This is a genomic window from Thalassospira sp. SM2505 (genome assembly GCF_054901115.1).
In genome coordinates this window covers 216,098-235,441 of sequence record NZ_CM142731.1, presented here as the reverse complement: position 1 = coordinate 235,441, position 19,344 = coordinate 216,098, and the positions used below count along the sequence as shown (strand labels likewise).

20 protein-coding genes and 1 tRNA gene are annotated in these 19,344 nt (G+C 54.3%); 11 read left to right on the top strand and 10 right to left on the bottom strand.

Going from position 1 to position 19,344, the window contains the following annotated elements:
- Positions 1-113 precede the first annotated feature (113 nt).
- Together ACTU44_RS01040 and ACTU44_RS01035 are read left to right on the top strand one after the other, a co-directional pair.
- Positions 114-1,604: a methyl-accepting chemotaxis protein gene (locus ACTU44_RS01040; RefSeq protein ID WP_114096832.1), complete on the top strand. Its 1,491-nt coding sequence runs from the start codon at positions 114-116 to the stop codon at positions 1,602-1,604.
- 195 nt (positions 1,605-1,799) lie between these two features.
- Positions 1,800-2,552: an MBL fold metallo-hydrolase gene (locus tag ACTU44_RS01035; RefSeq protein WP_462096438.1), complete on the top strand. Its 753-nt coding sequence runs from the start codon at positions 1,800-1,802 to the stop codon at positions 2,550-2,552.
- Here ACTU44_RS01035 and ACTU44_RS01030 read toward each other — a convergent pair.
- From ACTU44_RS01030 to ACTU44_RS01015, 4 genes are all read right to left on the bottom strand, one after another.
- A complete protein-coding gene (locus ACTU44_RS01030; protein WP_462096437.1) occupies positions 2,549-3,397 on the bottom strand; it encodes an alpha/beta fold hydrolase in 849 nt (282 codons plus the stop codon). The genes ACTU44_RS01035 and ACTU44_RS01030 overlap by 4 nt on opposite strands.
- Positions 3,398-3,473: 76 nt before the next feature.
- A complete protein-coding gene (locus tag ACTU44_RS01025; RefSeq protein WP_114096240.1) occupies positions 3,474-3,740 on the bottom strand; it encodes a DUF1150 family protein in 267 nt (88 codons plus the stop codon).
- A 16-nt stretch (positions 3,741-3,756) separates the two neighbouring features.
- Complete coding sequence (locus ACTU44_RS01020; protein ID WP_114096239.1) at positions 3,757-4,254, bottom strand: Hsp20 family protein; 498 nt, start codon at positions 4,252-4,254, stop codon at positions 3,757-3,759.
- A 238-nt stretch (positions 4,255-4,492) separates the two neighbouring features.
- The gene (locus ACTU44_RS01015) at positions 4,493-6,163 is read right to left on the bottom strand and encodes an adenylate/guanylate cyclase domain-containing protein (protein WP_114096238.1); all 1,671 of its coding nucleotides are present in this window, start codon (positions 6,161-6,163) and stop codon (positions 4,493-4,495) included.
- A gap of 133 nt (positions 6,164-6,296) precedes the next feature.
- On the opposite strand from ACTU44_RS01015, the gene ACTU44_RS01010 reads away from it, so the two are divergent.
- On the top strand, positions 6,297-7,280 hold the full coding sequence (locus ACTU44_RS01010) for a carbon-nitrogen hydrolase family protein (protein ID WP_462096436.1): 984 nt from the start codon (positions 6,297-6,299) through the stop codon (positions 7,278-7,280).
- A 16-nt stretch (positions 7,281-7,296) separates the two neighbouring features.
- Here ACTU44_RS01010 and ACTU44_RS01005 read toward each other — a convergent pair whose 3' ends face one another.
- From ACTU44_RS01005 to ACTU44_RS00995, 3 genes are all read right to left on the bottom strand, one after another.
- A complete protein-coding gene (locus tag ACTU44_RS01005; RefSeq protein ID WP_462096435.1) occupies positions 7,297-8,022 on the bottom strand; it encodes a glutamine amidotransferase-related protein in 726 nt (241 codons plus the stop codon).
- A 256-nt stretch (positions 8,023-8,278) separates the two neighbouring features.
- On the bottom strand, positions 8,279-8,707 hold the full coding sequence (locus tag ACTU44_RS01000; protein ID WP_336079531.1) for a DUF6691 family protein: 429 nt from the start codon (positions 8,705-8,707) through the stop codon (positions 8,279-8,281).
- On the bottom strand, positions 8,704-9,138 hold the full coding sequence (locus ACTU44_RS00995; RefSeq protein ID WP_181850126.1) for a YeeE/YedE family protein: 435 nt from the start codon (positions 9,136-9,138) through the stop codon (positions 8,704-8,706). Before ACTU44_RS00995 ends, ACTU44_RS01000 begins: the two co-directional genes overlap by 4 nt.
- 393 nt (positions 9,139-9,531) lie before the next feature.
- On the opposite strand from ACTU44_RS00995, the gene ACTU44_RS00990 reads away from it, so the two are divergent.
- Positions 9,532-10,506, top strand: coding sequence for a methyltransferase domain-containing protein (locus ACTU44_RS00990; RefSeq protein ID WP_114096234.1), 975 nt, complete (start codon positions 9,532-9,534; stop codon positions 10,504-10,506).
- A 23-nt stretch (positions 10,507-10,529) separates the two neighbouring features.
- Here ACTU44_RS00990 and ACTU44_RS00985 read toward each other — a convergent pair whose 3' ends face one another.
- From ACTU44_RS00985 to ACTU44_RS00975, 3 genes are all read right to left on the bottom strand, one after another.
- Complete coding sequence (locus tag ACTU44_RS00985) at positions 10,530-10,991, bottom strand: YtoQ family protein (protein ID WP_114096233.1); 462 nt, start codon at positions 10,989-10,991, stop codon at positions 10,530-10,532.
- 192 nt (positions 10,992-11,183) lie between these two features.
- A tRNA-Ala gene (locus tag ACTU44_RS00980) sits at positions 11,184-11,259 on the bottom strand.
- Positions 11,260-11,357: 98 nt separating this feature from the next.
- Positions 11,358-11,663: an FYDLN acid domain-containing protein gene (locus tag ACTU44_RS00975; protein WP_114096224.1), complete on the bottom strand. Its 306-nt coding sequence runs from the start codon at positions 11,661-11,663 to the stop codon at positions 11,358-11,360.
- Positions 11,664-12,024: 361 nt separating this feature from the next.
- Here ACTU44_RS00975 and aroA point away from each other — a divergent pair, with 361 nt between their 5' ends.
- The 7 genes from aroA (at position 12,025) to pyrF (ending at position 19,108) form a co-directional block, all read left to right on the top strand.
- Positions 12,025-13,368 (top strand): 3-phosphoshikimate 1-carboxyvinyltransferase, encoded by a 1,344-nt coding sequence (gene aroA / locus ACTU44_RS00970; RefSeq protein ID WP_114096222.1) that lies wholly within the window; start codon positions 12,025-12,027, stop codon positions 13,366-13,368.
- A 91-nt stretch (positions 13,369-13,459) separates the two neighbouring features.
- On the top strand, positions 13,460-14,104 hold the full coding sequence (cmk, locus tag ACTU44_RS00965; protein ID WP_336079526.1) for a (d)CMP kinase: 645 nt from the start codon (positions 13,460-13,462) through the stop codon (positions 14,102-14,104).
- Between the two features lie 235 nt (positions 14,105-14,339).
- Entirely contained in the window at positions 14,340-16,043 is a 1,704-nt protein-coding gene (gene rpsA, locus ACTU44_RS00960) for a 30S ribosomal protein S1 (protein ID WP_114096220.1), read from the top strand.
- 360 nt (positions 16,044-16,403) lie between these two features.
- On the top strand, positions 16,404-17,327 hold the full coding sequence (gene sppA / locus ACTU44_RS00955) for a signal peptide peptidase SppA (protein WP_336079525.1): 924 nt from the start codon (positions 16,404-16,406) through the stop codon (positions 17,325-17,327).
- 70 nt (positions 17,328-17,397) lie between these two features.
- Positions 17,398-17,673, top strand: a complete 276-nt coding sequence (gene ihfB / locus ACTU44_RS00950; RefSeq protein ID WP_101246842.1) for an integration host factor subunit beta — start codon at positions 17,398-17,400, stop codon at positions 17,671-17,673.
- A 221-nt stretch (positions 17,674-17,894) separates the two neighbouring features.
- Entirely contained in the window at positions 17,895-18,194 is a 300-nt protein-coding gene (locus ACTU44_RS00945; RefSeq protein WP_462096434.1) for a LapA family protein, read from the top strand.
- A gap of 191 nt (positions 18,195-18,385) precedes the next feature.
- A complete protein-coding gene (gene pyrF / locus ACTU44_RS00940) occupies positions 18,386-19,108 on the top strand; it encodes an orotidine-5'-phosphate decarboxylase (protein ID WP_462096433.1) in 723 nt (240 codons plus the stop codon).
- Positions 19,109-19,344: the final 236 nt, after the last annotated feature.

The following is a 19,344-nucleotide window of genomic DNA, read 5'->3' as shown; positions in this document are numbered from 1 at the left end:
ATGGGACAGTTGTCGAAGTTTCAGGAGCTATACGAAGGTGGTGTTTGTGTTGGTTGACCCCGTTTGAAACGGCCAGGGATGGCTCGGGAACAGCGGAACGGAAGGACATTAAAGTGGGTTTTGGTATCTTCAGGAACGATAAACACGCGCAGGCCGAAACACAGGTCGCCGCAGCGTTGAGTCGTTCGATGGCGCGCATCGAATTCGATGTGAAGGGTAATATTCTGTGGGCAAATGAAAATTTCCAGAAAGCCATGGGCTATTCGCTTGAGGAAGTTGTCGGCAAGCATCACTCCATGTTCGTCCCTGAGGAAATCGTGCATTCGGCCGAGTACCAGTCATTCTGGAAAAAGCTTGGCAATGGCGAGTTTGCGTCAGGAGCCTTTCCGCGCAAACGCAAAAACGGCGAACTGGTGTGGCTGGAATCAACCTATAACCCGGTTTTTGATGACAAGGGCAAGTTGATCAAGGTCGTCAAATTTGCAAGCGACATCACCGAGCGTCGTAACGAGCGCGCCCTTCTGCAAAGTGTGTTCGCAGCCATCAGCGCATCGCAGGCGGTGATCGAGTTTGACCTTGAAGGCAAAATTCTGAAGGCAAATGAAAACTTCCTGTCGCTGCTGGGATATCGCCTTGACGAGATCGTCGGCAAGCACCACTCGATGTTTGTCGAACCGCAACATCGCAACTCGTCGGAATACCGGACCTTCTGGCAGAACCTAAATCAGGGGAAATTCCAGGCCGGTCAGTTCAAACGCATTGGCAAGGGCGGCAAGGACATCTGGATCGAGGCAACCTACAACCCGGTTCTGGATGCGGTTGGAAACCCGATCAAGGTGATCAAGTTCGCCATCGATATTACCGAACAGACCAAGCTTTTGCTTAATCTGAAACAGATGATTGATGGCAATTTTGCCGAGATCGAAGGCAATATTTCCAAACTTAACAGCCGTACGGCTCAAAGCGTTGATGTTTCGAACGGGACGATGGAACTCACCAAATCGGTTGCGGTCAGTGCGGAACAGATGGCGGCCTCGATTGCCGAAATTTCCCATAGCATGACCCAGTCCCAGACCGAAACCGAACGTGCCTATGACCAGACCGAAACCGCCAATGCAATGACCGAGCGCATGACCGGGGTTGTTGATCAGATGGGCAGTATCGTCGAGGTTATTCAGAATATCGCAGGGCAGATCAACCTGTTGGCCTTGAACGCAACCATCGAAAGTGCGCGAGCAGGCGAAGCAGGCAAAGGCTTTGCTGTGGTTGCAAACGAGGTCAAAAACCTTGCCAATCAGGCAGCACGCGCGACGGAGGACATTTCAAAAGAGATCACCGGTATTCAGGCGATCTCCAACGAGGTTGCCGAAGCCCTTCAGGTCATCCGCGGGTCGGTCGCAACGGTGCGTAATGATGTGACGAATATTTCGTCGGCTGTGGTGCAACAAACCGCCGTTACAGACAATGTCAGTGCCAATATGCGCAACATGGCAAACACCGTCGAAGAGTTGAGCCGCAATTTGCAAGTGATCCGGACCACAAGTGACGATGTGGCATCCTCGGTTTACAAAACCCGTGAAGCGGCCGAAGTTTTGGCGCGATAAGTATAAAATATCGCTATATTTCAAAATCTTGCAAAAGGCAGAGCCACCCGGTTCTGCCTTTTGCAGTTCTATGACAATTTGCGTATGACCGTTGACCGATTTTCAGAACGTCTTGCTTTGCTGCGTGCAAAATCGCAAGAATAGCCGCCGGATTTTGGCGGGCTGTGTGAGGCAGACAGGCGGGACGGTCAGGTTATGACAAGCGATTACATGCGCATTGATGTTCTGGGTGTGGGCGAGGCGTTCGACCCGAACTTTGCAAATTCGTCTGTTGTGGTCACAGCAGATGACTATCGTTTGCTGATTGATTGCGGGGCAACCATTGCCGGTCAGCTGATGGGGAAGTTTTCCGACCCCGATGCGATTGATGCGATCTATTTTACCCATATGCACCCTGATCATATCTTTGGTCTGATCCCGGTCATGCTGAACTGGCGCGATGATGGCCGGTCAAAGCCGCTTCATATCCTGTGCAGCCCGCAATTGCAGACCCATCTTGAAAAACTGATGGAGCTTGGTTTTACCGGTTTGGGGTCAGCCTGGCCGTTCACCATCATCTGGCATTCGATTCTCGAAACCGACATGATCGGGCCGTTCGAGTGCAAGTTCGCAAGGTCGGATCACAGTGTGCAGAACCACGCCATCTTGCTGCGCTATGCCAATAAGGGATTTGCCTATTCCGGGGACGGAAATGTCACGGCGGATACCGCGGCCCTGTTTACCGGGGCGGATCTTGTGTTCCAGGAAACCTATCTGACCCGTCATGATCCGCAACATGCGGCCCATTGTGATCTGGAAACCGTCCTTCAACTGGCATCCGATATGCCCGGTGCACGGTTCTGGCTTTATCACATCAAGCGTGACGTCCGTGCCGAGATGGCCAGGATCATTCAGGGCAATGAACAGGTCCGCATGGCGGTGCCGGGCGAAGTCATCGAAATCCGCTAGGCAAGCGGGACGGTTTCAATCGATTTATGAAGACAATGCAGCACGGCATAGGGGGCGGTCAGATGCGGCAGATGGCCCCGTGACTCGATGATTTCAAGAACTGAATTGCGCAGATGCGATTTAAGGTAGCTGCCCACCTCGACCGGTACGGCCGGATCATTTTTGGGCTGGATCACCACGGTCGGAACGGAAATCTCGGCAAGCAGATGACGGAAATCCGACTGAAAGATAAAGCGGGCTGTCTGGATCGCGACATCCGCAGGCATATTCAATAGCCCGGTGGTGAATTCGCGTACAAATTCCGGAAGGGGTTCTCCGACAATGATCGGGGCAAATCCGTTTGCCCAGGCCTCATATCCCGAATGCATCGCATCAAACAGGCCATTCAGATCATCTTGTGAAAAACCGCCATGATAGCCGTCTTCGTTAAGGTAACGCGGTGATGCGGCAATCATGAAGATGCGCCGAAACAGGTCCGGACGCTTTTGGGCGGCAATCAGTGCGACCATGCCGCTGACCGAATGGGTCAGGATCTGACAGGATGTGATGCCCTGTTCATCAAGCAGTGCAAGAAGATCATCGGCATAGGATGTGATCGATACATGCCGGGTGGCGTCGAAATTACGTCCACCATTCGGGCCTGCCCCGGCAAGGTCATAGACCCCGACATCAAACTGTTTGAGCAATTCGGGCAACAACAGGCGCCAGCTACGATGATCGGTTCCAAATCCGTGTGACAACACAAGGACCGGCGCATCGGAAAGCCCGGCAGTATTGCGAATAAGCCGCCAGTTATGGAGTTCGGAATACGACTTGGCCGATGAAATATCGGATGTGGACGTCATGTTGCGGGAACCAGACCGGTGCAAAAAGAAGGTGCCTGCCAGGGCAGGCGCCTTTGTGATTCATTTGGCAGGAAGATCAGTGAACCGCGCGCGGTTCCATATCGTGTTGTCGGATGGCCGCGTCGGCAACCGCGTGGCTTTCAAACGATGCGATATGGGTGCCATCGGCGGTAAAGACACCAAAAACCATCTCGTCACTGTCTTCTTCGGCATTTGGAACCTGCCGGATATAGGCAAAGTCATGAATGCCCAACATGGCGAAATCAACATTCGACAACAGGCCGGTATCCTGCGCGTCGCGCTGGGTGATCTCGGTATCGTGGTTTGCTGTGCGGTTTGTCATTTGAACCACTCCTTTATTAGGCCTTGCCGTTATTATCTTCGGCAGTACCGTCTTCGTCTTCAACCTTCATGTCGATGGTCCGTGACGGAACCGCTTTCTTCTTGCTTGATCCGATTGCGATTTCGCGCACCACCGGTTCAGGCAATGGTCTGTTCAGGTCGACATGAAGCAGGCCGTTATCGAGATGGGCACCGACAACCTCGATTCCTTCGGCCAGAACAAAGGACCGCTGGAATTGTCGCGATGCGATACCACGATGGATATAGACACGCTCGCTGTCATCATCGGTATGCTTGCCACGAATGATCAGCTGGTTATCTTCTGTGGTTACGGACAAATCTTCTTCGGCAAATCCGGCAACCGCGACAGTGATGCGCAGTTTGTTTTCGGCAATTTGCTCGATGTTATAGGGTGGATAGCCTTCGGCCTTGGTTTTTGACACCTGATCAAGAACGCGTTCGATCTGATCAAAACCCAGAAGCAACGGGCTGTTAAACATAGAAATTCGCGACATTGGCAGCACCTCCTCGGTCAGAGCGAGTGTGATTAATCTTCAGACCCCACGCATCGTGCGTTTCGGGCATCCGTTTGTCCGACCCGACGTCTTCGGCACCGAACGTATCCATATATTGGAATAAATGTGATTTTCTGCGTGATAGTCAAGACTTCCCTGCTGCATTGCGTTCGCCGCCAGATCCCGAAAAACTTATGCACAGGAAGCCCACAGGCCGCTTTGGCAGGATTGATACGAGTCACTGCTTGAGCTGTGTAAGATCGGGCATGGCATCAAGCGCATAATAGGCAACCGACTGATCCTTGCCGCGCAGCGCCACTTCATGCAAAACCGCGTTTTCCGGCAAGGGAATCGGACCAAGATCAAACAGGGTTTTTGAAATCACCAATGGCACGCCATGTCCCTTGGTTTCGGCTTCAAGACGGGCAGTGGTGTTGATGGTATCGCCAATCGCACTGATATTTTCGCGACCCGGCGGGCCCATTTCCCCGACAATGGCCTTGCCCATATGCATGCCGATCCCGATGCGCAGCTTGTGCGGAAGTTCGGACGCCAGATGTTCGTTCAATCCCTCGATCCGGCGCAACATTTCAGCCGCCCCTTCGAATGCCTGAAGAATGGTGCCTTCGATGTCATCGGTCTGATGGCCATAAAGTGCCATCAAGCCATCGCCGGTGAACTGCGCGTAATAGCCACCCGTGCTGCGCAATGCCTCGGTCATTTCGGCAAAGAACTGGTTGAGGATGAACAGGACGTCATAGGGCATCTTGCGTTCGCCAAGCTTGGTCGAATCACGCAGATCAATAAACACGCAGACAACCTGTCTTTCGCTGCCCGACAACCCGCCCGGACGCCGGCCATCGCGTGCGGTGGCGTTGGGGGGCATCAAAGGTGCAACTGCCAGATCATTTTGCGGTCTGATCTGACAGGCCAGTCGCATGCCCCGCGGTGCCTGAATGCTTTTCAGGGCAGCGGCCTCGATCTGGCCCGGTGCGGCAAGCTGTTCAAGACCCGACCCGCAATGAAGCCGACAGGTCGTACAACGCCCGTGACCGCCACAAACCGATGCCATTGCAATGCCGGCATCGCGCAAGGCTTCAAGGGCCGTGGCACCGGGCGGGACCCGAACTGATCGTCCATTGGGCAGACTCAGCATCGGTCCGCGCTTGACCCTGTCAATCGTCTGTCTGATCTGACGAATGCCAAACGGGCAAAATGCCAGTGCAAGGGTCAGGATGGAGCACGGGATCAGCGCGTTCTCATAGAAATTGATTGCTGCCTGATTGACGTCGGCCGCTTCAAGCACACCAAACACATATTTACGGCCACCTTCTTCGACCCGGCGAATGATCTCGGCACTTGCAGCGGCATATCCGGCCAGTGCGAGTGTCGGGATCAGGATTGAAACTGTGGCCAGAACATTGCGCCATCTGGGATAGAACGGTTTGACCCGAAGCCAGAAATGAATCCCGATGCAACCATGTGCCCAGACGACAATCACCGTGATGGCCTGAAGGATGCCCTGCATCGGGACAAAAACGGCAAGATCAAGCAGGACACGCTCATAGTTCGATTCAACGTCGAACCCCAGATCAATAATCCGGGTCGCTATCAGGTGGCGGAACATCAAAAACGGAATCGAAAGCCCAAGGATCATCTGGGCCCATTCCGATTTGCGCAGGCGCAGGGAACGGCGACCGGTCAGTCGGCTTGCAGCCAGAACAAAATGGGTAATCAGGGCCAGAAACAGCAGGATTTCAAGCGGCGGGAATTGCCAGATTTCGGTACTGAATTCGCTGAACGATTCCATCAGTTCCGGTGAGACAATCCCGGCTATGTGATTAAGCAAATGGGTCAGGACATACGCAAAAAGTGTCAGTCCTGAATACAGTCGCAAATTCTGGATCATCGTGTCTCGCCGGTTTGCTCGAAATCTGTTTACTGCCTTGGTAACAGAATGCATTAGTTGCTTGGTCTGTTTGTAACTCTCGTCCCAGTGTGCTGTGCAATCATAAACACGTTATGTCAGGAACGCGCCCCAAATGTCTCTTTCAATAAATAACAGTTCCAAAAAAGATCAACTTAATGTTGCTGTTGCCCAGATTGCCCCGGTCTGGCTTAACCGTGAAGCCACACTGGCGAAGGTATCGGACGCCATTTCCGATGCAGCTGCGCAAAATGCACAATTGATCGGTTTTGGCGAAACGGTTTTGCCGGGATATCCGTTCTGGATCGAACGCACCGACGGGGCGCGCTTTAACGACCCGGTTCAAAAGAACCTGCATGCGCATTATCTTGATCAGGCTGTTGTGATTGAACGCGGTGATCTTGATACGGTTTGTGCGCAGGCCCGCGACCACGGGATGGCGATCTATCTTGGCATTTATGAACGACCGATGGACCGTGGTGGCCACAGCGGATTTTGCAGTCTGGTCTATATTGATGAAAATGGTGCCATCGGATCGGTTCATCGCAAACTGATGCCAACCTACGAGGAGCGCCTGACATGGTCGCCCGGTGATGGCAACGGGTTGCGCACCCATCCGCTTGGTGCCTTCCGGGTCGGGGGCCTGAATTGCTGGGAAAACTGGATGCCGCTTGCGCGTACCGCCCTTTATGCCGATGGCGAGGATTTTCACTTTGCCTGCTGGCCGGGGGGAGAGCGCAACACAAGAATCTCACCTTTCCTGGCACAGGAAGGGCGTTCCTACGTGATGTCGGTTTCGGGATTGATGCGGGTTTCCGATTTCCCGGACGATACACCGTATCTTGAACAGATTCTGGCCGGAAACGGAGAGGCTGATATGCTGACCAATGGCGGGTCGTGTCTGGTTGCACCTGATGGCAGTTACGTGATCGAGCCGATCATTGGTATCGAAGTGGTCAAAACCGCAACAATTGATCACGCGATGGTACGTCAGGAACGGCAGAATTTTGATCCGGTCGGTCACTATTCACGCCCGGACATTCTGAAACTTGAAGTGGACCGCCGTCGCCAGACAGCGGCCCGTTTCAGGGACGAATAACTTTGAGACCCGATGTTCAGGCTGCTTTGCGTGCGCGCTTGCGGGTCAAGAAATTCACAATCGATCGGGCAAATTCAGGGCTGCTGATCGGGGTCTCAAGCGACGCCATCGCAGCCTTGTGCACATCTTCGGGGATCAGATCATGGCGGGATTCCAGCAAGGCCTGCTCGTAGGGGCGCATGAATTCCGGATGGGGCTGGATCGATGCGGCATTGCTGCCATATTGCAATCCGGCATAGGGGCAGAAGTCCGAGCTTGCCCAAACGGTCGCCCCTTCGGGAAGCTCAACTACCTGATCCTGATGGAAGGCATTGATGCGCAAGGTGGCCGGGCTGTCTGACAGCCAGTCTGCATTTGCGTTATCGACATTATATTCGTGAACGCCAACGCCCCAGCCCTTGTCGGATTTGACGACCTTGCCACCAAGGGCGGTTGCAAGGATCTGGTGACCAAAGCAGATGCCAAATACCGGCTGCCCGGCATTGATGGCCTCGCGCAGGAATTCTTGCAGGCGGATCATCCAGGGCGCGTTTTCATAAACGCCATGTTTGGAGCCCATAACCACCCAGCCATCTGCTGCGTTAATTGAATCCGGAAAAACGTCTTCAAGGACCGTCCAGGTTTCAAATTCGAGACCGGGGTCTACATCACCAAGGAGTTTTTCAAACATCTTGGGATAGCTTTTAAACTCGTCGCGAAGTTCTTCCGGGGCGAACCCGGGTTCAAGAATGCCGATTTTCATGCAGAAACCTTTATCGACTTCAAAGTGGCGCTGTTGCTCAGTTATGGGATTTTAGCGCCAAACACAAGCCCGGTGCTGCGAGAATTCGCGCGAATTTTGATCATAAATGCGAAACCGCCCGGCGTTATGCGCGGGCGGTTGCATGCTCTGCGATCAACCAACTGTGGGAGGGCCGCCTGATCGCAGATCGTCCCCGCCCCCAAGGAGCTAACGGGAGCTAAGGGAAGCTATCGCGGGGATTATCGAACTCAGGGGGTTACGCATGAAGCCGCAAGGCCCGTGCGCCTGCCATGCCCGCAAGCATGGTAACCACAAAAATGATGGTATCGGTCTGGCCAAAGGCCAGTGCGCTTAATGCCGGACCCGGGCAATAGCCAACCAGTCCCCAGCCAATCCCGAACAGGGCACCGCCAAGGATCAGTTTGGTGGTGATGTTTTTATTGGTTGGCAAATTCATGCCCCCGCCACAGACCGCATCCGAACGTTTCTTGGCAAACTGGAAGATCGGGGTTGCCACAATCAGACCGCCGCCCATGACAAAGGCAAGGCTCGGATCCCAGCCACCATCGGCAATCGCCCAGATATCAAGGAAGCCAAGAACCTTCTGCGGATCGATCATGCCCGAAATATAAAGCCCGGCCCCGAACAGGGTGCCGCAAATCAGCGATACAAGAATACGCATCATGCTCCTCCCATCAGATGGCGGGTGACAAGAACGGTCAGGAAACCGGCAATCATGAAGGACAGGGTCGCGACCAGCGAGCGCAGCGAAAAGCGCGACAGGCCACAAATACCATGGCCACTGGTGCAGCCGCTGCCGATTGTTGTACCAACACCAACCAGAAGACCGGCTGCAATGATGACCGGAAGCGGGCTGGTGACGACGCTTTGGGCTTCGATTGATGTACCCGTCATCAGGGCAAGCGGGCCAATGATCAGGCCAAGGACAAAGGCCAGGCGTTCAACAAGGGTTTTGTCACCCTTGGCCGGTGCCAGAAGGCCACCGACAATACCGCTGATGCCGGCAATGCGACCATTGAGCAAAAGATAAAGCCCGGATGCCAATCCGATGAGTCCACCGCCCAAAAGGGCTGAGACAGGCGTAAAGTTTTCCATCAGACTTTCCATAGTGAAATGAATTTACATTACAATATGCGAATGAATTGATTTTATCAATCAGATTCGATTTGTCCGGCCCGTTTCCTTCGTCAAAGGTCGCGGCTTTGCCGGTTAATCTTCCGACCGGATCCGTGCTTTGACCAGACACGGGTCTTTTTGCCGGTCATGCCGGTGACCGGGCAGTTTTGCATGGATTTATTCCCTGTGTGTGCCGTTTGCGCGACGCAGATCACCAATTGTGACGAGGCAAAAGGTATCATGTAATGTAATTCGCTGATTTTGTTTGATTTTATCCCTCTTGCCAAAGTCAGGGATTCAGAAGATACAGCAGTATCTTTGGTTGTGGTTCATGGCGGTTCCGCCAGACCCTTTTCGGATTTCAAAACATAGATGAGCAAGGATCGTCTGTCGGCCAGTCGGCGTCTTGATGTGGCATTGGCACTGGTGGCACAGGGTGACTATGTCGCGGCCATTGATGTGGCCCGTGCGGCTTTGTCTGCGGACATGGAATGGGAAGAAGCCCATTTCACGCTTGGCGATATTTATGAACGCGCCGGTGAAAAAGAAAACGCCATTGAAGCTTACCGTCAGTATCTGATTCTCGATCCGGTCGACCGCATGGGGGCCGAGGTCCGCCTGACCCTGCTTGGGGCTGCGGCGATGCGTGATCGCTTGCCGCCTGATTATGTCCGCGCGCTGTTTGATGATTATGCGCCGCGCTTTGAAATCAGTTTGCGCGATCGTCTGGCCTATCGCGGGCCGGAATTGCTTCTCGAAGCGGTGCGTCCGTATCTGCCTGCCTTGTTGCGCCCGCTTGAGGTGCTTGATCTTGGTTGCGGAACCGGTCTGGTGGGCGAAGTTTTTGCCGGTCAGTTTGATGCCATTGACGGCATCGATCTTTCACCGCGCATGATCAACCGGGCGCGCACCAAGGGCATTTATCGTACGCTTGTGGCCGGTGATATTACCGACATGCCCGATGATCTTGGGCAGGAATATGGTCTGGTGATTGCGGCCGATGTTCTGAACTATCTTGGTGATCTGGCCCCGGCTTTGCGTGCGGCACATGCGCGCATGAAGTCTGGTGGCTGCATGGTGCTGACCCTTGAACATGGGGACACCTTCCCGTTCGACCTTGGCCCCGGCCAGCGGTTCCGCCATCATCAGCGCGCGGTCACCGAATGGATGGAAGAATGCGGTTTCGAGATCGTCTCGGATGCGCTTGGCGTTCTGCGTCAGGAAAAGGGCAATCCGGTCGAAGGCCGGATTATCGTCGCCCGTACCATCAGCGAATTTACGATGCTTGCCAGTGATCTGATTGCACCGGGCGACCCGGATCAGGCATCGGGCCAGACGTTGCATTAACCTGATCCGGTCCAGATACGGTTTTACTTCGGCATATCGCCGCGAATGATATAGGCCAGTGCTTGCACGACCTGTTCAGGTTCGCGCGCGACACCGTTGGCCGCACCATCAACTTCCTTAAGCGCGTGGTCGTGTTCTGCCGGATGCAGGGTGATATATGGAATACCCATGGCTGCCGCATAGCCTGCATCAAAGGCCGCATTCCATTGCTTGTATTTTTCGCCAAAGCGAATGACGGCAAGGTCCGAGCCTGACAACAGGGTTTTGGTCCGCATGGCGTTAAGCTGTGCGCCTTTGCGGTCATGCCAGAACTTGTTTTCTTCCGGCCCGAAAACGGCAACACCGCAATCATCGGAATCTTCATGCATGGTGATCGGTGCAACCAGTTCGACAGGAAGCCCCGCTTCCTGGACGCCAGCGGCAATCCGTTCGCGCCAGTCGCTGTGAATTTCACCCGATAAATAGACGGTCCAGACTTTGGTCATGTTTGTATCCCTGTTTGATCTTGGCGATGGGTCAGATGCCCATACGGACTGTTCGATATCGCATCCTAGTGCAACATCGCCCTGGTCTCTACCGGGTGGGGCAGATTTTGGATCAATTACCGGAAAACGGGAGCTGGTGTGAAAACAAGCCCGAAACGACAAAACCCGTCGCCAAAGGCAACGGGTTTTGAATGGTGGAGCTGATCAGGATCGAACTGACGACCTCTACAATGCCATTGTAGCGCTCTCCCAACTGAGCTACAGCCCCACTTTGTCCGCGTCGCAGATTTGCCTGAGCTTTCTCTGCGGCGCGGCGCATATTTAGAAGGTTCACCAAATGTTGGCAAGACCTATTTTCAAAATTTCTTAGCGGTCGTCGTCATCAGATTCGACATGCTCGTAGACTTCGCCAAGATCATCGTCGTCTTCGCCGAGATCAGAGGCATCTTCGAGAATATCATCATCGAGATCCGCATCGACATCATCGTCAAGATCGGTGACGTCATCGATATCTTCGTCTTCTTCCGGTGCCGGTTTGGCAACCGCGGCTTTCTTGACCTTGGTCACGCCATCAGGTGTTTTGCATTTCGGGCAAACAACCGGGCTACGGTTCAGGTCATAATACTTGGTACCACAGGCGAGGCAGTGACGTTTCTTACCGCGTGCTGACATTACGGCAAATCCTCTTAATTACCGTTATCATCTAAGAAAAAGACTTTCTGTCGCGAAGTGCTGCAACGCAGCGCAAAGCGTAATGTCTGAAAGGCCCAATTGCCATCTTGTTGGCGGCTTGTCAAAAGGAAATTGATCCTTTTGTCCTTTGATCCGTCAATGATGTGAAACAGGCCCGCAATCCGTGCAATCATCCCGTCAAAATTTGGCTTCGATACTGGTGCCTGATAACCGCTTGTGCTAGAGCTTTGGGCGCGCAATCTGAAGACGCCTGAGCGCCTGAAATCATGGCAACACGTCTCGGCTTTTCTGGGTGGCGGCACAAGGGATGATAAAACAATTTACTGACAGGTATGGCTAAATGAGTTCTTCACAGACCAAACGCCCGCTTTCCTCGGCCAAGACCGGGCCAATTTCGGGCGATATCCGGGTACCGGGTGACAAATCAATTTCCCATCGTTCCCTGATGTTTGGTGGTCTGGCAATTGGTACGACCAAGGTAACGGGCCTGCTTGAAGGCGAAGACGTTCTGGCGACCGCAGACGCCATGCGCAAACTCGGTGCCACCGTTACCCGGGATGATGACGGGACCTGGCATGTGACCGGTGTTGGTGTCGGTGCGCTTCGTGAACCTGATAGTGTGATTGATATGGGCAATGCCGGGACCGGCATTCGTCTGATGGCGGGAATCGTTGCCACCCATCCGATCACGACGTTCTTTACCGGTGATGCATCGCTGTGCAAACGCCCGATGGGCCGTGTGGCCGATCCGCTTTCGGAATTTGGTGCGCAATTCATTACCCGTGACCGGGGCCGCCCGCCGATGGCCGTTATTGGCACGGACGAGGCAAAACCCGTGACCTATACCCTGCCGATGGCCTCGGCCCAGGTGAAATCGGCTGTGATGCTGGCCGGCCTGAATACGACTGGCACGACGACCGTGATCGAACCCAAACCGTCGCGTGATCACACCGAACGCATGCTGCGCCACTTTGGCGTCGATGTGGATGTGAAGGTCAATGACGATGGCGGTCGCACCGTCAGCCTGACCGGTCCGGTTGAAATGAAGGCCGCAGACATTGTTGTTCCGACCGATCCAAGCTCGGCAGCATTTCCGATGGTCGCCGCCCTGATCAACCCGGACTCCCGCGTGATCATTCGGGACGTTTGCCTGAATCCGTTGCGCACCGGTCTGATCACCACCCTGATCGAAATGGGTGGCGATATCACGATCACCAATGAACGTGAGGAAGCCGGTGAAACCATCGGTGATCTGGTTGTGACCGGCAAAAACCGTCTTAAGGGGATCGTTGTTCCGGCCGAACGCGCGCCGTCAATGATTGACGAATATCCGGTTCTGGCGGTGGCTGCGGCCTATGCAGATGGCGAAACCCGCATGTGTGATCTTGAAGAGTTGCGCGTCAAGGAATCTGATCGTCTGGCCGCGGTGGCAGCAGGCCTTGAAGCCAATGGCGTGATCCACCGGATCGAAGGCGACGATCTGATTGTTACCGGTGGTGTTGTCCCCGGCGGCGGCATGGTCGAAACCCATCTTGATCACCGCATCGCAATGTCGTTCCTGGTTCTTGGTCTTGGCGCGGAAAAACCGGTTTCGGTTGATGATGCCAATCCGATTGCCACAAGCTTCCCGAACTTTGAAAAACTGATGGGCGATATGGGCGCAAAATTTGCGCTACATTCCTGATCGATCTGTCCCAATATATAAAAGTCGATATCAAGCCACCGATGGGCCACCCATAGGAAGGACCCGTTAATACAAGCAGGGAGCGAAGCATATGATCATCGCCATTGATGGGCCGGCAGCGTCCGGCAAGGGGACTTTGGCGCGTCGAGTCGCGGACGCAATGGACTATGCCTACCTTGATACGGGCCTTTTATATCGGGCCACCGGTGCGAAAGTTTTGGCCGCAAATGCCGACCCGGAAGACGAAACTGCCGCGGTTGGCGCGGCCAAAAATCTGAGTGCCGATGATCTGCAGGGCGAAGAGCTCCGCAGCGAGGAAGTCGGCACCGCTGCGTCAAAAGTTGCAGCGATTCCAAGGGTTCGCGAGGTGTTGCTTGATTTCCAGCGCAGCCTTGCAACCACCCCGCCCGGGGGCAAGCACGGGGCGGTTCTTGATGGTCGTGATATTGGAACGGTCGTTTGCCCGGAAGCCCCGATCAAGTTTTATCTGACCGCTTCGGTCGAAGAACGCGCAAACCGTCGGTTCAAACAGTTGCAGGAAAAAAATCCCGCTGCTATATACGAGCGCGTTCTCAAAGAGCTTGAAGAACGGGATGCCCGAGACAGTGCTCGCGATGTCGCACCGCTCACCATGGCAAAAGACGCAATCCATATCGATACGGACCGTCTGAATGCCAATGCAGTGTTCGATGCCGTTATGGCGCATATCCGCACCCATATGGGCGAGGATGACTGATCAAAGGGCGTTTTAACCGTCAGGCGATGAACGATCCCGAGGTGCCGGTCGTAATGACCTGTCCCTAAGGTGAACGACTTGTGCGTTCACCTTTTCGTGTATGGAAGATACGTCTTCTATATATGTCCGGGTTTGGGCAGTGACTGACAATATCGCCGCGATTTTGCGGCAAAGACCACCGGATACAACCGGTTGGCCAGAATATAGTGACGATACTCGAAAGGAAGTCTGGTTTATGACCACCGCTGAAGAAGCACAATTCTCGACTGGCGAAGATTTTGCCGCCCTGCTGGCTGAAACCCTTGGTTCTGAAGACGAAGGTTTTGTTGGCCGCGTAATGACCGGTTCGGTCGTTAAGAAAACTGACGACGATGCAATCGTTGATGTCGGCCTGAAATCCGAAGGCCGCGTTCCGCTTAAAGAATTTGGCGCAGGCGAAGTAAACATTGGCGATACCGTTGATGTTTATGTCGACCGCTATGAAAACAAAGATGGCCTGATCGTTCTGTCGCGCGAAAAAGCGCGCCGCGAAGAAGCCTGGGTTGAGCTGGAAAAACAGTTCTCCGAAGGCAAACGCGTTGACGGCACCATCTTTGGTCGCGTTAAAGGCGGCTTCACCGTTGACCTGTCGGGTGCAGTTGCATTCCTTCCGGGCAGCCAGGTTGATATCCGTCCGGTCCGTGACGTTACCCCGCTGATGAACAACCCGCAGCCGTTCCAGATCCTGAAAATGGATCGTTCGCGCGGTAACATCGTGGTTTCGCGTCGTGCAGTTCTCGAAGAGACCCGTGCAGAACAGCGTGCTGAACTGATCCAGAACCTTCAGGAAGGTCAGGTTCTTGACGGCGTTGTCAAAAACATCACCGATTACGGCGCATTCGTCGATCTCGGCGGCGTTGACGGCCTGCTGCACGTTACCGACATCGCTTGGAAACGTATCAACCATCCGTCCGAAGCACTTCAGATCGGCCAGACTGTTAAAGTACAGGTCATCCGCTTCAACAGCGAAACCCAGCGTATCTCGCTTGGCATGAAGCAGCTTGAAGCTGATCCGTGGGAAGGTGTTGAAGCCAAATACCCGGTCGGTTCGAAATTCGAAGGTCGTGTCACCAACATCACCGATTACGGCGCATTCGTCGAACTCGAAGCTGGTGTCGAAGGCCTGGTCCACGTTTCCGAAATGTCCTGGACCAAGAAAAACATCCACCCGGGCAAAATCGTTTCGACCTCGCAGGAAGTCGAAGTCATGGTGCTCGACGTCGATGCACAGAAGCGTCGTATCTCGCTTGGTCTCAAGCAGTGCACCTCGAACCCGTGGGATGCCTTCCTTGCAGCTCACCCGGTCGAGTCCGAGATCGAAGGCGAAGTCAAGAACATCACCGAATTCGGTCTGTTCATTGGCCTTCTGGGCGGCATCGACGGTATGGCTCACCTCTCGGACCTGTCATGGGACCGCGCTGGTGAAGAAGTCATCAAAGAATACAAAAAAGGCGACATCGTCAAAGCCAAGGTTCTTGACGTTGACGTTGAAAAAGAACGCATCTCGCTTGGCATCAAACAGCTTGCTGGCGATCCGTTCAAAGAAGCAGTTACCGGTATCAAGCGTGGCGAAACCGTCACCTGCGAGATCACCGAAGTCAATGACGGCGGCATCGAAGTTGCTGTTGGCGACACCGAACTGAAAGGCTTCATCCGTAAAGCTGAACTGGCGCGTGAGCGTTCGGAACAGCGTCCGGAGCGCTTCGCAGTTGGTGAGAAAGTCGACGCACGCGTTACCGCAATCGACGCCAAAACCCGTAAAGTTTCCCTCTCTGTCAAAGCTCTTGAAGTTGCTGACGAGAAGAAAGCAATGGCGGATTACGGCTCTGCTGACAGCGGCGCATCGCTCGGCGATATCCTCGGCGAAGCTCTGCGCAAAAAGCAGGAAGGCGGCGAATAAGCCACCCTCCAAGGAAATACAGTCTGCTTTCTGGCGGACTGAAAAGACGGGTCGCACATTGTGCGGCCCGTTTTCTTTTGGCCAATCAGGGTGCCGGAACGGCGGTGTGCCCCGGACTGATGCGCAATTGCGCGATACCTGCTAGCGCCCGGAATTGTCACGCTAAATCGTATATCATCCGAGTTTTGACCCCGGATTGGTGTTCGGCACCGGATTGTTGGTCATTTTTAGCGAAAATTTTGATTTTAAACGCTTTTTGTCCTTGCCTTCTGCGCCGAGAAAAACCATTTGAAAAGGCAGCTTTAAGGAGACACTCCTTTCTAAGTATTTGATCGAACAATTATAACCGGGACACCCCTGATGGCGCTGGATGCCGATATTCTGCTGGATCGACGTCGCTTGAAGAAATCAGTCTTCCGCTGGCGCGTGGTGGCTGTGATTGCCGTGCTTGCTGTGATCATCATCGGTCTTGCCGGGACCGGTGTGCAAAACAGCGTTCTGGGCGGACTCGGGCCAAGGATTGTCGAGGTCAATATTGAAGGTGTGATTACCGAGGATCCCTATCTTCTTGATGCGCTGGCTGCCATCGAGGAAGATCGCGATGTTGTCGGTGTGATTGTCCATATCAACAGTCCCGGCGGCACCATGGTTGGTGGTGAAACTCTGTTTGAGGCGCTGCGCCGTATCGGGGAGACCCGACCGATCGTTGCCGAAATGGGTACTGTCGCCGCATCGGGGGGCTATATGACTGCGATTGCCGCCGACCATATTGTGGCGCGCCGGGGCACGGTGACCGGATCGATCGGGGTGATTTTCCAGTCGATGAATTTCTCGGGCACTTTGGAAAAGCTGGGTGTCGAGCCGCTGACAGTTAAGAGCGGACCACTCAAGGCAGCACCGAATCCGTTCGAACCGGTTGATGATGCTGCAAAATCGGCCATGCAGGGCCTGATTTCAGACATGTTTGACGTGTTTGTCGGAATGGTCGCCGAACGACGTGATATGTCGCTTGATACTGTAAAAACCTTGGCGGATGGCCGGGTCTATACCGGACAGCAGGCCCTTGCCAATGGATTGATTGATGAAATAGGAGGCCGTCGTGAAGCCTTGCGCTGGCTTGAAACCCAGGCCGGTGTCACGCCGGAAGCGGACGTTGTGCCGCTTGAAATCGAGTACCCGGAGGACGATTTGATGTCCGCACTGTTTGAGGGAAACCTTGGAAAAGTGCTGTCATCTGAGGGGCTTAAACTTGACGGTTTGCTAGCTGTCTGGCAACCTGAGTGATAGTTACCGATAAAATAATCTAATCCGCGGTTGAGTGATACTGTCAGCACGAACAGGATGGGGCCTGGAAATGACGAAATCTGAACTGATTGCCCGGCTTGCTGAATTGAATCCGCATCTCTATCAGCGAGACGTCGAACGGATTGTTGCAACGATCTTTGACGAAATCACCGACGCTCTTGCCCGCGGAGACCGGGTCGAGCTTCGCGGTTTTGGTGCCTTTTCTGTCAAACAGCGTGATGCACGTGTCGGTCGCAACCCGCGTACGGGTGATGCGGTCCCTGTCGGCGAGAAAAAGGTTCCCTATTTCAAGACCGGTAAACAGCTCCGTGAGCGTTTGAACTGATTTCCGTTTGCGCGATGATTGATCGGCGATCCGGTCTGGCCGGATGGCTTGTGCAAAACCTGCCATAATGCAGAATTTCTGTGTTGCTGGTGACTTGGCTTTTGCCTGCTGTTTGCGCCATACTGTCGCATCGATCCCCGAACGTGACCTGTTGCCTGATTTCGGGGATGTCCGGTTCGCCGGACATCTGCCGCCATCCCGTCAGGCACAAGGAGCCAAGAATGCGTATCCTTTACTGGATTATTTCTATCCCGCTTGCGGTTCTGATTGCCGTCTTTGCCGTGTCCAACCGTGCGCTTGTGACCCTGTCGCTTTGGCCTTTGCCCTATGAGGTCGACCTGCCGCTGTTTCTGCCGATCATGGTCGCCCTGCTTCTCGGGCTTGGCATCGGCTTTGCCTATGAATGGCTGATCCATGGCAAGCATCGCCGGGCCGTCCGCCGGATGGATAGCGAGCTCAGGCGTATCAAGACCGACGATGCACCCCCCAAAGCTGATCAAAAGGCACTGGGTCATAGCTGACACCGCAAAGGGCTCCTTTCAGGGGGCCCTTTTTATTGATCGTTCCGATCTTGTGTTTGCCTCATGCATGGGCCCATGCGCCGGAAAGGGACTATTTGACATTGGCCTTTGTGGATAAATCGGCTAAGCCATGTCCGGTCCGCGCACCTGATTGTGGGCCATGACCCAATTGCAAGCCGCCGGAGGACATCATGACCCAGCCCCTTTCCCCAAAAGACCGTATCTTCTGTGCCATCGATACCACAGACCTTGATCACGCAATTGATCTGGCGTCAAAGCTGTCTGGCGTGATTGGCGGGGCCAAACTGGGCAAGGAATTCTTTGCAGCCCACGGTCCACAGGGTGTGCGCGCGGTTGCCAAGGCTGGCATGCCGATCTTTCTTGATGTCAAATATCACGATATCCCCAACACCGTGGCCGGTGCCATCCGTGCGGTTACCCCGATGGGGCTCAGGATCGTCAATGTCCATGCCACAGGCGGCATCGAGATGATGAAACGTGCGGGCGAAGCGGCACGCGAAGCGGCCGACAAGGCCGGCGTTGAAGTGCCCTGGGTGATTGCGGTGACCATCCTCACCAGCCTGGATCAGGGTGATCTTGATGATGTTGGCCTCAAGGGTCCGATTGATGAGCGTGTCGTCAAGCTGGCCGAACTGACCCGCAAGGCCGGACTTGACGGTATTGTTTGCTCGGCACAGGAAATCACCCCGGTGCGCAACGCCCTTGGTGCGGATTTCAAGCTGATTACACCGGGTATCCGTCCGGCATGGGCATCAAGTGATGATCAGAAACGCATCGTCACCCCGGCGGATGCGGTCGCCATGGGAAGCGACGTTTTGGTGATCGGTCGTCCGATCACCAAGGCCGATAATCCGGTCGAAGCCGCCAAGCGCATCGTCGCCGAGCTTTCCTGATCTTCAGCCTTCCATCGCGTTATTCAAAGGCCCGGCATCGTTCGGGCCTTTTTCATGTTGATCGGGAAATGTCAGCCGTGAATGTTGCGCATGCGGCCATGCGAATTTGGCGATGGTTTCGCGGATCGATTTATCTCAGAATTGAATCGTTTCAAAAATTGGCGCAATATGCCCATCTCGCAGTTGCACAAAATCCGGGTCCAGCGGGCCGACACGGATTTATCTGGATAATTCTG

Excerpts from the sequence above, each read along its gene's own strand:
- ACTU44_RS01015 (WP_114096238.1), bottom strand. The coding sequence starts at position 6,163 with ATGATCCAGAATTTGCGACTGTATTCAGGACTGACACTTTTTGCGTAT.
- ACTU44_RS00945 (WP_462096434.1), top strand. The coding sequence starts at position 17,895 with ATGCGTATCCTTTACTGGATTATTTCTATCCCGCTTGCGGTTCTGATT.
- ACTU44_RS01010 (WP_462096436.1), top strand. The coding sequence starts at position 6,297 with ATGTCTCTTTCAATAAATAACAGTTCCAAAAAAGATCAACTTAATGTT.
- cmk (WP_336079526.1), top strand. The coding sequence starts at position 13,460 with ATGATCATCGCCATTGATGGGCCGGCAGCGTCCGGCAAGGGGACTTTG.
- ACTU44_RS00985 (WP_114096233.1), bottom strand. The coding sequence starts at position 10,991 with ATGACCAAAGTCTGGACCGTCTATTTATCGGGTGAAATTCACAGCGAC.
- pyrF (WP_462096433.1), top strand. The coding sequence starts at position 18,386 with ATGACCCAGCCCCTTTCCCCAAAAGACCGTATCTTCTGTGCCATCGAT.
- ACTU44_RS01000 (WP_336079531.1), bottom strand. The coding sequence starts at position 8,707 with ATGATGCGTATTCTTGTATCGCTGATTTGCGGCACCCTGTTCGGGGCC.
- ACTU44_RS00975 (WP_114096224.1), bottom strand. The coding sequence starts at position 11,663 with ATGTCAGCACGCGGTAAGAAACGTCACTGCCTCGCCTGTGGTACCAAG.
- rpsA (WP_114096220.1), top strand. The coding sequence starts at position 14,340 with ATGACCACCGCTGAAGAAGCACAATTCTCGACTGGCGAAGATTTTGCC.
- ACTU44_RS01020 (WP_114096239.1), bottom strand. The coding sequence starts at position 4,254 with ATGTCGCGAATTTCTATGTTTAACAGCCCGTTGCTTCTGGGTTTTGAT.
- ihfB (WP_101246842.1), top strand. The coding sequence starts at position 17,398 with ATGACGAAATCTGAACTGATTGCCCGGCTTGCTGAATTGAATCCGCAT.
- ACTU44_RS01025 (WP_114096240.1), bottom strand. The coding sequence starts at position 3,740 with ATGACAAACCGCACAGCAAACCACGATACCGAGATCACCCAGCGCGAC.
- ACTU44_RS01035 (WP_462096438.1), top strand. The coding sequence starts at position 1,800 with ATGACAAGCGATTACATGCGCATTGATGTTCTGGGTGTGGGCGAGGCG.
- ACTU44_RS00995 (WP_181850126.1), bottom strand. The coding sequence starts at position 9,138 with ATGGAAAACTTTACGCCTGTCTCAGCCCTTTTGGGCGGTGGACTCATC.
- ACTU44_RS01005 (WP_462096435.1), bottom strand. The coding sequence starts at position 8,022 with ATGAAAATCGGCATTCTTGAACCCGGGTTCGCCCCGGAAGAACTTCGC.
- aroA (WP_114096222.1), top strand. The coding sequence starts at position 12,025 with ATGAGTTCTTCACAGACCAAACGCCCGCTTTCCTCGGCCAAGACCGGG.
- ACTU44_RS01030 (WP_462096437.1), bottom strand. The coding sequence starts at position 3,397 with ATGACGTCCACATCCGATATTTCATCGGCCAAGTCGTATTCCGAACTC.
- ACTU44_RS00990 (WP_114096234.1), top strand. The coding sequence starts at position 9,532 with ATGAGCAAGGATCGTCTGTCGGCCAGTCGGCGTCTTGATGTGGCATTG.
- sppA (WP_336079525.1), top strand. The coding sequence starts at position 16,404 with ATGGCGCTGGATGCCGATATTCTGCTGGATCGACGTCGCTTGAAGAAA.